11 protein-coding genes are annotated in these 13632 nt (G+C 58.0%); 9 read left to right on the forward strand and 2 right to left on the reverse strand.

Features of this window, described 5'->3' with window-relative positions; genetic code table 11:
* The first annotated feature begins 43 nt into the window (after positions 1-43).
* From AC1ME2_RS10240 to AC1ME2_RS10280, 9 genes are all read left to right on the forward strand, one after another.
* Positions 44-1108 (forward strand): 2,3-butanediol dehydrogenase, encoded by a 1065-nt coding sequence (locus AC1ME2_RS10240; RefSeq protein WP_480442078.1) that lies wholly within the window; start codon positions 44-46, stop codon positions 1106-1108.
* 155 nt (positions 1109-1263) lie between these two features.
* The gene (prmA, locus tag AC1ME2_RS10245; protein WP_480440867.1) at positions 1264-2142 is read left to right on the forward strand and encodes a 50S ribosomal protein L11 methyltransferase; all 879 of its coding nucleotides are present in this window, start codon (positions 1264-1266) and stop codon (positions 2140-2142) included.
* A gap of 54 nt (positions 2143-2196) precedes the next feature.
* Positions 2197-3528 carry a DUF3426 domain-containing protein gene (locus AC1ME2_RS10250; RefSeq protein WP_480440868.1) on the forward strand — a complete coding sequence of 444 codons (1332 nt, stop codon included), beginning with the start codon at positions 2197-2199 and terminating at the stop codon, positions 3526-3528.
* A gap of 373 nt (positions 3529-3901) precedes the next feature.
* Positions 3902-4915, forward strand: a complete 1014-nt coding sequence (gene dusB / locus AC1ME2_RS10255) for a tRNA dihydrouridine synthase DusB (RefSeq protein WP_480440870.1) — start codon at positions 3902-3904, stop codon at positions 4913-4915.
* On the forward strand, positions 4912-5232 hold the full coding sequence (gene fis / locus AC1ME2_RS10260; protein ID WP_007907419.1) for a DNA-binding transcriptional regulator Fis: 321 nt from the start codon (positions 4912-4914) through the stop codon (positions 5230-5232). The genes dusB and fis overlap by 4 nt, the downstream gene beginning before the upstream one ends.
* A gap of 79 nt (positions 5233-5311) precedes the next feature.
* Positions 5312-6919 (forward strand): bifunctional phosphoribosylaminoimidazolecarboxamide formyltransferase/IMP cyclohydrolase, encoded by a 1608-nt coding sequence (gene purH, locus AC1ME2_RS10265; RefSeq protein WP_480440872.1) that lies wholly within the window; start codon positions 5312-5314, stop codon positions 6917-6919.
* A gap of 189 nt (positions 6920-7108) precedes the next feature.
* Positions 7109-8404, forward strand: a complete 1296-nt coding sequence (purD, locus tag AC1ME2_RS10270; RefSeq protein WP_480440874.1) for a phosphoribosylamine--glycine ligase — start codon at positions 7109-7111, stop codon at positions 8402-8404.
* 102 nt (positions 8405-8506) lie between these two features.
* Positions 8507-11275, forward strand: a complete 2769-nt coding sequence (locus AC1ME2_RS10275; RefSeq protein ID WP_480440875.1) for a hybrid sensor histidine kinase/response regulator — start codon at positions 8507-8509, stop codon at positions 11273-11275.
* A gap of 100 nt (positions 11276-11375) precedes the next feature.
* Entirely contained in the window at positions 11376-11972 is a 597-nt protein-coding gene (locus AC1ME2_RS10280) for a MarC family protein (protein WP_480440876.1), read from the forward strand.
* Positions 11973-12000: 28 nt separating this feature from the next.
* Here AC1ME2_RS10280 and AC1ME2_RS10285 read toward each other — a convergent pair whose 3' ends face one another.
* Positions 12001-12696 (reverse strand): hypothetical protein, encoded by a 696-nt coding sequence (locus tag AC1ME2_RS10285; RefSeq protein ID WP_480440878.1) that lies wholly within the window; start codon positions 12694-12696, stop codon positions 12001-12003.
* A gap of 94 nt (positions 12697-12790) precedes the next feature.
* Positions 12791-13609, reverse strand: coding sequence for a hypothetical protein (locus AC1ME2_RS10290; protein WP_480440880.1), 819 nt, complete (start codon positions 13607-13609; stop codon positions 12791-12793).
* Between the last annotated feature and the right edge of the window lie 23 nt (positions 13610-13632).

Genomic DNA, 13632 nt, shown 5'->3' on the forward strand with positions numbered 1-13632 from the left:
GAGATAACAAACGATGAGCACTGCATTGAAAAGCACCGCCAGCATGCGCGCAGCGGTCTGGCATGGACGTCACGACATCCGCGTAGAAGACGTGCCACGGCCCTCCGACCCGCCTGCCGACTGGGTGCAGATTCGCGTGGACTGGTGTGGCATCTGCGGTTCGGACCTGCATGAGTACGTCGCCGGACCGGTATTCATTCCAGTAGACGCTCCGCACCCGATGACCGGCATCCAGGGCCAATGCATTCTGGGCCATGAGTTCTGCGGCGAAATCATCAAACTCGGCGCCAACGTCCAGGGTTTTGCCCTGGGTGACCTGATCACCGCTGATGCCTGCCAGCATTGCGGCACCTGCTATTACTGCACCCATGGCCTGTACAACATCTGTGAACGACTGGCGTTTACCGGTCTGATGAACAACGGCGCCTTCGCTGAATGGGTCAATGTGCCCGCCAATCTCCTGTACAAATTGCCGGCGGGTTTCCCTAAAGAGGCCGGGGCACTGATCGAACCGCTGGCGGTGGGCATGCACGCGGTCAAGAAAGCGGGCAGCCTGCACGGGCAAACCGTGGTGGTCGTGGGCGCTGGCACCATCGGTCTGTGCACCATCATGTGCGCCAAAGCCGCCGGCGCCGCGCAGGTCATCGCCCTGGAAATGTCGTCGGCACGCAAGGCCAAGGCACTGGAAGTGGGCGCCCACCGGGTCTTCGATCCTTCCGAGTGCGACGCGCTTGCCGAAATTCGTGCGGTCACCCATGGCCTGGGCGCCGACGTGAGCTTCGAATGTATCGGCAATAAACACACCGCCAAGCTCGCCATCGATGTGATCCGCAAAGCCGGTAAATGCGTACTGGTGGGCATTTTCGAGGAACCTAGCCAATTCAATTTCTTCGATCTGGTTTCCACAGAAAAACAGGTGATGGGTTCCTTGGCCTACAACGGCGAATTCGCCGACGTCATCGCCCTTATCGCCGACGGCAGCCTGGACATAACGCCGCTGGTCACTGGGCGGATCGGCCTGGAGGACATCGTCAGTCACGGGTTCGAGGAACTGGTCAATAACAAGGAGCACAACGTAAAAATCATTGTGTCGCCCGGCCAGATCTGATCTGGCGTGCCAGAAAGGGCCAGTCTTTGGCTCTTTCCACAAAGCCGCTTAGCTGCGGCTTTGTTGTTTTTTGCCCTTCGCCTTCGCGCTCAAGTAAACTTGCGCGCTTCTCGCAGCTGCATGCTGCACATCGTCATTTTTCAAAGGTGCCCGCCATGCCTTGGCTGCAAGTCCGTCTCGCCATCAGCCCAGAACAAGCCGAAACCTACGAAGACGCTTTTCTTGAAGTCGGCGCCGTGTCCGTAACCTTCATGGACGCCGAAGACCAACCGATTTTTGAACCGGAACTCAACACCACCCCACTGTGGTCGCACACCCACTTGCTGGCGTTGTTCGAAGCCGACACCGATGCCACCCAAGTGCTGGCCCATCTGCAATTGCTCACCGGTACAGAGCTGCCGGAACACATGAGCGAAGTCATCGAGGACCAGGACTGGGAACGCAGCTGGATGGATAATTTCCACCCAATGCGTTTTGGTCAGCGCCTGTGGATTGTGCCGAGCTGGCACGCGGCACCTGAACCGGACGCGGTCAACCTGCTGCTCGATCCGGGTCTGGCCTTCGGCACCGGCACCCACCCGACCACCGCCCTGTGCCTGGAATGGCTCGACGGTCAGGACCTCATCGACTGCAATGTGCTGGACTTCGGCTGCGGCTCGGGGATTCTGGCGATTGCTGCGCTGTTGCTGGGCGCCAAGCAAGCCGTCGGCACCGACATCGACTACCAGGCACTGGATGCCTCGCGCGAAAACGCAGGCCGCAACGCTATCGCGCCGGAGCGGTTCACCCTGTACCTGCCGGAAGACCTCCCGCAGGTACAGGCCGATGTGCTGGTCGCCAATATTTTGGCCGGACCACTGGTATCGTTGGCACCAACGCTCGCAAGTCTGGTCAAACCCGGTGGCCGCCTTGCGTTATCGGGCATCCTCGCCGAACAGGGCGAAGAAGTGGCCGCCGCTTATACTGATACGTTCGACCTGGACCCTATTGCCGACCGTGATGGCTGGGTTCGTATCACGGGCCGTCGCCGTTAACCGCTATTTGAAACCATGGACTAAAATGAGCGCCTGCCTCAACTGGATCGCCGCATGACCGACAGTTTCGTTACCCAGTGTCCACACTGCCAGACCAGTTTCCGCGTCAGCCACGCCCAACTGAGCGTGGCCCGTGGCGTGGTCCGGTGTGGCGCCTGTCTGCAGGTCTTCAATGCGGTGAAACAACTGCTGGAACAACGTTCCGCCAAGCCGCCCGCAGACGCGCAAACGACGCTGCCCGCGCTCCCCGTCATCCTGCCTGTTCCGGTCGCTACACCGGTTGAAGCACCGGTCGAAGTACCGGTTGTGTCGCTCAAGCAATGGAAAGCCAGCGCAATTGATCTCGACAGCCTTGATCTGGACAACCTGGATCTGGACGAAGAGCTCGCCAGGCTTGAGCAGCGGGAAATCCAGTTGCCTGAAGCGTTCGGGCGCGAAGGCCATGCCAGGCACGACGACTCAGCACTGAGCGCTCGTCGCGACAGTGCGGAGACAGAAAACGCGCGGTGGGTCGACAGCCTGCTCAATGACGATGCGAAAGAACACCTCCACGTCGAAGCTGATGCCGCACCTGAGGCGAACGAAGCGCCCGAGACAACCGCTCACCAAAACCGCACCGAGCCCTCACTGTCATTCGACACCACGGCCCTGGACGATGAACCCGAAGCGCACGCGCCACGCCTGAGCGAAAGCCAGGACACTCACCTGCATACAGAAAGCGCCAAAGGCTGGTCCGCCATCGACGGCGATGAGCCGGAGCCTCTTGATGCTCCGCAGGAGCGCCAAGAGCCAAAATTCAAACGCAGCCGCAGCCGCAGCGAACCCGGCTTGCATGATCAAGGGTTGCGAGACCAGCCGTTGCTCGATCTCACCGACGACCCGCTGCAACTTGACTGGCAGAAACCCAAGCCTCGCTGGGGTCGCCGTTTTTTCTGGGGGCTGCTGATTGTGCTCGCGGCTGCCGCGTTGATCGTTCAGATCAACTTCGAAGAACTGGTGCGTCAGGACCAATACCGTCCATGGTTTCAGCAGATATGTCCGCAGATTGGCTGCACAGTGCCGCCAAAGGTTGATACCAACCTGCTCGAGAGCAGCAATTTGGTCGTACACAGTCATCCCGAGTTCAAGGGTGCGCTGGTGGTCGACGCGATCATTTATAACCGGGCGCCCTTTTCTCAGCCATTTCCGCTACTAGAGTTGCGTTTCGCCGACCCCAACGGCCAACTGATAGCCAGTCGTCGGTTCAAGCCCAGCGAATACCTGAGTGGCGAGATGGCCGGCAAGGCTAAAATGCCGCCACAAACGCCGATCCATATTGCCCTGGACATTCTTGACCCCGGGACCAAAGCGGTGAATTACAGCTTGAATTTCCGCTCACCCGAATAAGCGCCAGCGGCCGCAGACCGGTGCGCCCAGCCTGCCAGCAAGCGTTCCGGTAAAAAAATGGCTGATAGCCTCAAGCGAGAGCATGACGCGCTCACCCTTCCGGGATTGGCGGCGTTTTTATGACGTCGTGGCAGAAAACCAAACCGTCCGCGATAAGAAAATAACTGTTCAGATTTTATCCAATTCAGCCTTTATCCAGTCATCGAGAGCGGGTATCATGCCAACCCTTTTTCACACTCTGAGTTCGGTCTGAAAAGTCGCGCAAGCACTTAACAGTCAGAACCCGAGCAGGCCCCTGTGGAGCCGTTGCGCGCGAAGCACGCAGTCGTTTTCACACGGTATGCATTGATTCGGCCCCACAACAGGCACACCTATGTCGGCGGTACGCATCGGCCCCTATACATTGCAAAACGGCTTGATTCTCGCCCCGATGGCCGGGGTCACTGACCAGCCTTTTCGTCAGCTCTGCCGCCAACTGGGCGCAGGGCTGGTGGTTTCGGAAATGGTCACCAGTGACATGAGCCTGTGGAACAGTCGCAAATCGCGTCTGCGCATGATCCACGAAGGTGATCCCGAGCCACGCTCGGTACAGATCGCCGGTGGTGACCCGCAGATGCTGGCGGACGCAGCACGCGCCAATGTCGAACTGGGCGCACAGATCATTGATATCAATATGGGTTGTCCGGCAAAAAAAGTCTGCAACAAGGCCGCCGGCTCCGCGTTACTGAAAGACGAACAGCTGGTGACCGAGATCCTGCGGGCCGTAGTGGCCGCAGTCGATGTACCGGTCACCTTGAAAATACGCACCGGCTGGGACCGGGCGAACAAGAACGGTCTGACCGTGGCGAAAATCGCCGAGCAGGCTGGAATAGTGGCGCTGGCGGTACATGGCCGCACCCGTGCCGACCTGTACACCGGCGAAGCCGAATACGACACCATTGCCGAAATCAAACAGGCCGTGTCGATCCCGGTCTTCGCCAATGGCGATATCGATTCACCGGCAAAAGCCCGGTACGTGCTACAGGCAACCGGTGCAGATGGGTTGTTGATTGGTCGGGCGGCCCAAGGGCGGCCATGGATTTTTCGCGAGATAGAACACTACCTGCGTACCGGCGAGACATTACCGGCGCTGCAGTTGAGTGAGGTGGAACGCATCCTGCTTGAGCATCTGGCGGCGTTGCACACGTTCTATGGCGATGTGCTGGGCGTGCGTATTGCGCGCAAGCATGTTGGCTGGTATCTCGCAACCTTGCCGGGCGCCAGGGAGTTTCGCGCCCACTTCAATCGTTTGGAAGAGACGGAAGTACAGTGCGCCAACGTTCGCGACTTTTTCAGCGAGCGTTACAAGAGCCCGGAAACAGAGGGCGGAAAAGAGGTGGCCGCATGACGATGATGACCGAGACTTTAGTGAGTGGAACAACACCCGTGAGCGACAACGTCAATTTGAAACAGCACCTCAACACCCCAAGCGAAGAGGGTCAAACCCTGCGCGGGAGTGTCGAGAAGGCGCTGCACAATTATTTCGCCCACCTGGAAGGCGCTGCCGTCACGGATGTGTACAACCTCGTGCTGTCGGAAGTCGAGGCGCCATTGCTCGAATGCGTAATGAACTACGTCAAGGGTAACCAGACCAAAGCGTCCGAATTACTGGGCCTCAATCGCGGCACCCTGCGCAAAAAACTCAAGCAGTACGATCTGCTGTAAGCATTTAAAACAGAAAAGGCGACCCACCTCATGTGGTCGCCTTTTTTTGCTGACTCCTTTGCTTTAGATGGGAATTGAAATGACCGACCAGACTACCCGCCTGCCGATTCGCCGCGCGTTGATCAGCGTCTCCGACAAGACCGGGATTATCGAATTCGCTCGAGAGCTCACCGCTCTGGGCGTCGAGATTCTCTCCACCGGAGGCACCTTCAAGCTGCTCAAGGACAGTGGTATTGCAGCGGTAGAAGTCGCTGATTACACCGGCTTCGCAGAAATGATGGATGGCCGGGTCAAGACCCTGCACCCGAAAATCCATGGCGGCATTCTTGGCCGTCGCGGCATCGACGACGCCATCATGAGCGAGCACGGGATCAAGCCAATCGATCTGGTCGTGGTCAACCTCTACCCGTTCGAAGCCACCGTCGCCAAGCCGGGTTGTGACCTACCGACCGCCATCGAGAACATCGATATCGGCGGCCCGACCATGGTTCGCTCCGCAGCCAAGAACCACAAAGACGTCGCCATCGTGGTCAACGCCGGCGACTACGGCCAAGTGCTGGAAAGCCTCAAGGCCGGCGGCCTGACGTACGCCCAGCGTTTCGACCTGATGCTCAAGGCGTTCGAACACACTGCCGCCTACGACGGCATGATCGCCAACTACCTGGGCAGCATCGACCAAAGCGCCGAGACCCTCAGCACTGAAGGCCGCAGCGCCTTCCCGCGCACGTTCAACAGCCAGTTCATCAAGGCTCAGGAAATGCGCTATGGCGAGAACCCGCATCAGAGCGCGGCGTTCTACGTGGAAGCCCACCCTGCCGAAGTAAGCATCGCCACGGCGACCCAGCTGCAAGGCAAGGAACTTTCCTTCAACAACGTGGCCGACACCGATGCCGCGCTGGAATGCGTGAAAAGCTTCGTCAAACCTGCCTGTGTCATCGTCAAGCACGCCAACCCGTGCGGCGTTGCGGTCAGCCCGGACGATGAAGGCGGTATTCGTCAGGCGTATGAACTGGCCTACGCCACCGACACCGAATCGGCTTTTGGCGGCATCATTGCCTTCAACCGCGAGCTGGATGCTGAAACAGCCAAGGCTATTGTCGATCGTCAGTTCGTCGAAGTGATCATCGCGCCAAGCGTAACGGCCGAAGCAAAAGCCATTATTGCCACCAAGGCCAACGTTCGCCTGCTGACCACCGGTCAATGGGCTGCCGAGCGCCTGCCAGCCTGGGACTTCAAACGCGTCAACGGCGGGTTGCTGGTGCAGAGCCGCGACATCGGCATGATCAGCAGCGATGACCTGAAAGTCGTGACCAAACGGGCACCGACCGAACAGGAAATCCATGACCTGATCTTTGCCTGGAAAGTTGCCAAATACGTTAAATCCAACGCCATTGTCTACGCCAAGAATCGCCAGACCATCGGTGTCGGCGCGGGCCAGATGAGCCGCGTAAACTCTGCGCGCATCGCCGCGATCAAGGCTGAACACGCCGGCCTGCAAGTGCAGGGCGCGGTCATGGCATCGGATGCGTTTTTCCCTTTCCGTGACGGCATCGACAACGCAGCCAAGGCCGGTATCACTGCCGTCATCCAGCCAGGCGGCTCGATGCGCGACAACGAAGTGATCGCCGCAGCCGATGAAGCCGGCATTGCGATGGTGTTCACCGGTATGCGCCATTTCCGCCATTGATTTGGCAGCGGCCGCACTGAAGCAGGTATCTGCTGCGTTGGAGCCGCTTCCGATGATGCTCATTGCCAAAAGGCAACTCCGCTCATCGAAAGCGACTCCGCCTTGCATCTACCCACTTCATTGCGACCTCCTACAGCGAAAAGCGCTTTAGGTTCTAAAACAGAATTCAGCGTCATCGAGGTTTTTGAAATGAATGTTTTGATCATTGGCAGCGGTGGCCGCGAACACGCCCTGGCGTGGAAAGTCGCACAGGACCCGCGTGTCGTGAAAGTTTTCGTGGCACCGGGCAATGCTGGCACTGCGATTGAAGCCAAGTGCGAAAACGTCGCCATCGACGTGCTGGCCCTTGAGCAGCTTGCAGATTTTGCGCAAAAGAACGTGTCCCTGACCATCGTCGGCCCTGAAGTGCCGCTGGTCGCGGGCGTAGTCGATCTGTTCCGTGCCCGTGGCCTGGACTGCTTCGGTCCGACCGCAGGTGCCGCGCAGCTAGAAGGCTCGAAAGCCTTCACCAAAGACTTCCTCGCCCGCCACAAAATCCCGACAGCGGATTATGAGACCTTCACCGAGGTCGAGCCTGCGTTGGCTTATCTGCAAAAAACCGGCGCGCCGATCGTGATCAAGGCCGACGGCCTGGCGGCTGGCAAAGGCGTCATCGTTGCCATGACCCTGGCTGAAGCCGAAGACGCTGTGCGCGACATGCTCGCTGGCAACGCGTTTGGCGAAGCGGGTTCGCGAGTGGTCATCGAAGAGTTCCTCGATGGCGAAGAGGCCAGCTTTATTGTGATGGTCGACGGCAAGAACGTATTGCCAATGGCCACCAGTCAGGATCACAAGCGCGTCGGCGACGGCGACAGCGGCCCGAATACCGGCGGTATGGGAGCTTATTCTCCGGCCCCGGTGGTCACCGCACAGGTCCACGAACGTGTCATGGACTTGGTCATATGGCCGACTGTCCGGGGCATGGCCGAGGAAGGCAACGTTTACACCGGCTTCCTCTATGCTGGGCTGATGATCGACAAGGCAGGCAATCCGAAGGTCATCGAGTTCAACTGCCGCTTTGGCGATCCGGAAACTCAACCGGTGATGCTGCGCCTGCAATCGAGCCTGGTGTTGCTGATTGAGGCCGCTCTGGCGCAAGCATTGGACAAAGTTGAAGCCCAGTGGGATCCGCGTCCAAGCCTTGGCGTGGTACTGGCCGCTGGCGGTTACCCTGGCGATTACGCCAAAGACGCCGTCATCAAGGGTCTGGACGTAGCAGCAGGTTTGCCCGGCAAGGTGTTCCATGCCGGTACAACGCTGAAGGATGGTCAAGTGGTGACGTCCGGCGGGCGTGTTCTGTGTGCCACTGCGCTGGGCGAAAGCGTAGCCAGTGCACAAGAGCAGGCTTACCGACTGGCCGCCGAAATTGATTGGGAAGGTTGTTTCTATCGCCATGACATTGGCTACCGGGCCATTGCCCGTGAGCGTGGTGAAGACCTGGAATAAGGCTAGACAGCCAACCAGGCAAGCGCCCATCAGCCGGCGCTTGCCTGGTTATTCCAGCCCCGCGCATAGTTGTCTGGCATTCACAAACGAAGGGATTTCGCCGTGCGCTGGCTCAGGATTGCCATAGGTTTCACTGTCAGTTTGCTGACCCTGCTCTGCATGCTTCCGGCTTATGCCGAGCAAAGCGGTGGCTGGTCAACATTGCTCGATGATCAGGCAACCCTGCGATTGAGCGATGTGCGTTCGGCGCGCTATCTGAATCAATTCAGCCCAATCGACCTGGATCAAGTCACCGCGGGCAACCGTAACAGCGCCGTCTGGTTGCACTATCGACTTCCCCCCGACTATCACGAGCAAATGCTGCGCATTTTCGCGCCGGACCTGGCCAACCTGGACCTGTACGTGCTTGATGGCGACACGCTGATCAACCACTCGCGTACGGGCAATAACGTACCGCGCGCCAAGCAGTTGCTACCCTCCACCGACTTCCTCCTGCCTCTGCCACAAAGCCGTGACCCATTGGATGTCTACCTGCGTTTGGTTTCCGAGCAGGCGTTGCGCCCCAATATCACCCTGCAATCAGCGGTAGCCAGCGCAGCGGATGAGCGTCAACCCTTGTTGCTTGGCCTGTTTTTCGGCTGCCTGGCGATGCTGGTCCTGCAGAACATCACCCGCTTCGCCCAAACACGTACGCAAAGTAGCCTGTGGCTGGCGGCCTGTGAGGCGATGCTGGCCGCAAGTGCGTTGCTGCTGCTTAACCTATTGGCGCCATGGCTGCCCAACTCGCCTGTGCCGCAAACACCCAGTGCCTACCTGGCATTGATCCTGGCGGCCTTGGCCGGCCTGATGTACGCGTATCGATTTTTCGCGCCTCGGCGTTCCCGAGCCCTGAATCGATTGCTCCTGGGCGACATGCTGGTCATCGGGGCAAGTGGTCTGCTGGTGTTATTCGTCGATGCCCTGCCCTTGAATATCATTACCTATGGACTGGTGGCACTGGCGGGCCTGAGCATTCTGTATGTCGCCTCGTACCACTGGTACAAAGGCTACAGCCCTGCCCGGCTGTTTGTGCTTGCGATGATCGTGTTCAATCTGGGTTGCCTGGTCATTCTGCCGGCCATGCTCGGCCTGACCCTGATCGCACCGCAATCGCTGATCATCATACTGCTGGGGGTGTTCTGCATCTCCGGGCTGATGATGAGCATTGCCCTCAGCGAGCGTCATCGGAGCATCATTGAAGATAACTTCAACACCAGCCGCGATCTAGCGGCCAGCACCGCCGAAATCAATGCCAAGGCCGAATTCCTGGCCAAGATCAGTCACGAGATCCGCACGCCGATGAATGGCGTGCTGGGCATGACCGAGCTGCTGCTGGGCACGCCGCTTTCGGTCAAGCAACGTGATTACGTTCAGACCATTCACAGCGCTGGCAACGAGCTGCTGACCCTGATCAACGAGATTCTCGACATCACCAAACTCGAGTCCGGGCAAATCGAGCTCGACGACGTACAGTTCGATCTCAACGCGCTGATTGAGGACTGCCTGAATATCTTCCGGGCCAAAGCCGAACAGCAGAGCGTCGAACTGATCAGCTTTATTCAGCCTCAGGTCCCCCGCGTAATAAGCGGTGACCCCACACGTCTGCGCCAGACGTTACTCAGTTTGCTGGAAAATGCCCTGAAGAAAACCGACGGAGGCGAAATCCTGTTGGTGGTCGCACTGGATTCGCGCAGCGGCAAACCGCGCCTGCGCATTGCCGTGCAAGACAGCGGCGAGCCGTTGGCGGCCAAGGAGCGCGATACGCTGCTGCATACCGAATTGCACAGCAAGAACTTCCTCTCCGCCACCAAACTCGGCGGCAACCTCGGGCTGGTGATTGCCCGGCAATTGATCATGCTGATGCAAGGTGAATTCGGCATCCAGAGCGGTACTAATCAGGGCAGCACCCTCTGGCTCACATTACCGCTGGACCCGGATCGACTGGAGCAACCCACCACCGACCTCGACAGTCCGCTCAAAGGTGCCCGGGTGCTGGTGGTAGATGACAACGACACCTGCCGCAAAGTACTGGTTCAACAATGCAGCGCCTGGGGCTTGAATGTCAGCGCCGTGTCGTCGGGCAAGGAAGCGCTCGCACTGCTGCGGACCAAGGCGCATCTGCAGGATTATTTCGACGTGGTCCTGCTTGATCAGAACATGCCCGGCATGACCGGCATGCAACTGGCGGCCAAGATCAAGGAAGACCCGAGCCTGAATCACGACATCCTGCTGATCATGCTCACGGGCATCAGCAACGCGCCGAGCAAAATCATCGCACGCAACGCCGGCATCAAACGCATCCTGGCCAAACCAGTGGCGGGTTATACCCTCAAGACAACCCTGGCCGATGAACTCAACCAACGCAACAAAGGTGCATCACCGTTCGCGTCGCTGCCCTCGGCCACCATCACCCCCTTCAATGTCCCGAATGACTTCCACATTCTCGTCGCCGAAGACAACAGCATCTCGACCAAAGTGATTCTCGGCATGCTCGGCAAGCTCAACCTGCGACCCGATACCGCCAGCAACGGCGAAGAAGCACTGAACGCGATGAAAGCCAAACGCTACGACCTGGTGCTGATGGACTGCGAGATGCCAATCCTTGATGGATTCTCCGCGACCCAACAGCTGCGCGTCTGGGAAGGCGGCAATCAGCGCGTACGAACGCCCGTGGTCGCACTGACCGCGCATATCCTGAACGAGCACAAAGATCGCGCCCGCCAAGCAGGCATGGACGGACATATGGCCAAGCCTGTCGAGCTGTCGCAATTGCGCGAGCTGATCGAGCACTGGGTCGCCAAGCGCGAGCAACTGCAGACCCAGACCAGCTGATTCTATCCGCTAGCAACCGAAACCTGGATTCATCGACAAGGCACCCCACGCCGCCTGATAGAATCCCCTCCGTCCTTTCCCTGTCGCGCGAGCTCAAACCATGCTCCACGTGTTGTTCAGTGTTTATTTGAAGATGTTGGTGCTCTATAGCCCATTCTTCGTCCTGTCCTGCTTTATCAGCCTGACCCGTGGTTACTCCAGTAAGGAGCGTCGTCGCCTGGCGTGGAAAGTCGCGCTGGCGACGCTGGTTTCCAGTGTTCTGCTGTACCTGTTCGGGCGGGTCATTTTTACCGTTTTCGGCATTACGGTAGACGCCTTCCGCATTGGTGCAGGCAGTGTGCTGTTCATCTCGGCACTGGGCATGGCGCAAGGTAAATCCGCAGTCCAGACCGACAACGTTCAGCAAGACGTGACCATCGTGCCGCTGACCATCCCCCTGACAGTCGGCCCCGGCACCATCGGCGCCCTGCTGGTCATGGGCGTCAGCCAGCCGCACTGGGACGACAAGGTCACCGCCATCCTTAGCATCGCCCTCGCCAGCCTCACTGTTGGGGTTGTGCTGTACCTCTCCAACCGCATCGAACGCATACTCGGCGATCAGGGCCTGCAGATCGTCAGTCGCTTGATGGGCTTGTTCGTGTGTGCACTGGCGGCGCAAATCATCTTTACTGGGGTGAAGGGGTATCTGCTGCCTTAGGGTTTACGGAGCTTCACAGGTGATTCACTCAAGCGGGTGAAAGACGGTAACTCCTGAGGCTCGCCAGCGACCGCGCCTGTAACATCGACTTCACATACTCTCTATTCCTGGCATAGCGTGAACGGGACAGCGACATACCTGACGCGCCAAATTCCACCACGATTGCTTTTCCCGTTCGACTTCTGATCGGGAACAAAAACTCCTGGAGATTCCGAGTAACGTTCATGTTCATGCCTAGCATGAACATGTACACATCGCCGTTGCCGTCGTGGATACAGGGCATGGTCTGGAAGGTCGCCAGATCGTTCACGACCACCTGCTCACCAAACCACGACAGTATCGACTTGTCATCATTCAGCGCTTCAAATGTTCTGACAGCCATGTCCCGGATACGTTTGTGTTTAACCGCAGAGACCTGATCGCCAATCAATTCCAGCACACTTTCATATAGTTTTGGCACTGAGGGTTCGAACGCATACGTCAAGTCCAGCTCCCAGCCCAAGTCCAGTAACCCATTGGCATAATACAGGCCCCATTGTTTAAAATCGGACCTGATATTAAATCTACCGTTTGCCTGCTGCCGCATATATAAAACGCTGTCTAACACATCTTCGCGATCCTGGCGTGGTAGCGCTCCCGCAAAGGACACCAGACTGTTTTGTGCAATGACCGCAGTGACACCGCCTCCCGACTGCAGAAGGTCTGTACTGTATCTATTGTCCATGTTCCGATACTCCCGTTCATCCAGCCCGGACAGCCTTGAACTTTTCGAATGCACTGCATCAACAATCAGCAACTGCCCGAGCACGTTGCATTATTCAGATTTTATATTTTTTCAGAGATGTCTTCGTGTGGTCACCCAACAACACCACTAATTCGCGACTGACCTCGTCGGTAAATGCCGACCGATTCAATACCACCACGTCTTCAGCGCGTACGATGCTCACCGAGGAACTCTGCCACTCCGTGAAAAGGACGTCGGTCACTTCCGTGGTCGCCGTGATATGTACGGACCCCATCGCCATGAGTAGATCCCCATCCTGCAATTGCATGCCGGACGCAAGGGCGAAGTCCGCATCACGGTGTTTACGGCTCTGACGCTCGAAAAGTCTCAGCGCTTCCGTGTTTTGTTGAAGTGCAGCAACAGCCCCTTTGGCGACCGTCAGCAGTGCAGCTGCCGCTGGGCCAGGCAACGAAGCCGCCGCGATTGCTGTCGCCAGAATTTTCAACCCCACCTGATCCATGGTGAATCGACGCTCGCTCGCCGTATATTGGGTATACCTGTTCTTGAACCCCACCCAACCAAAGTCCGACATAACCTGAATGAACAGCTTGTACCACTGATCACCCTCAGCCTTCGAATCATATTGGTAACTGGCCGCCAGCCTCGCAAACATGAAACTGTTCAGGACATCGTCCTTATTCTTCCGCGACATTCCTTGCAGGAAAGATACGATACCGCCTGCGGCAATAGCAGCATCCGGATCGTCAACATCGTCAGCCAACGCTATTTTCGATCCGACAAGAACATCGCCGTCCAACTGATCGGCGCCTGCAGCCCAGTCAGCAAGTTTATAGCTCGCCAGGCGTTCAAGTCGCGCCTCGGTCGTCATTTGATCATTATGCACAATAGTCACGGTGCTTTCCTTGCAGTGAGTTT

The organism is Pseudomonas sp. ASL9 (genome assembly GCF_056680335.1).

Coding starts and splice junctions, on each gene's coding strand:
- purD (WP_480440874.1), top strand. CDS start 7,109: ATGAATGTTTTGATCATTGGCAGCGGTGGCCGCGAACACGCCCTGGCG.
- dusB (WP_480440870.1), top strand. CDS start 3,902: ATGTCGGCGGTACGCATCGGCCCCTATACATTGCAAAACGGCTTGATT.
- AC1ME2_RS10240 (WP_480442078.1), top strand. CDS start 44: ATGCGCGCAGCGGTCTGGCATGGACGTCACGACATCCGCGTAGAAGAC.
- prmA (WP_480440867.1), top strand. CDS start 1,264: ATGCCTTGGCTGCAAGTCCGTCTCGCCATCAGCCCAGAACAAGCCGAA.
- AC1ME2_RS10285 (WP_480440878.1), bottom strand. CDS start 12,696: ATGGACAATAGATACAGTACAGACCTTCTGCAGTCGGGAGGCGGTGTC.
- purH (WP_480440872.1), top strand. CDS start 5,312: ATGACCGACCAGACTACCCGCCTGCCGATTCGCCGCGCGTTGATCAGC.
- AC1ME2_RS10280 (WP_480440876.1), top strand. CDS start 11,376: ATGCTCCACGTGTTGTTCAGTGTTTATTTGAAGATGTTGGTGCTCTAT.
- fis (WP_007907419.1), top strand. CDS start 4,912: ATGACGATGATGACCGAGACTTTAGTGAGTGGAACAACACCCGTGAGC.
- AC1ME2_RS10250 (WP_480440868.1), top strand. CDS start 2,197: ATGACCGACAGTTTCGTTACCCAGTGTCCACACTGCCAGACCAGTTTC.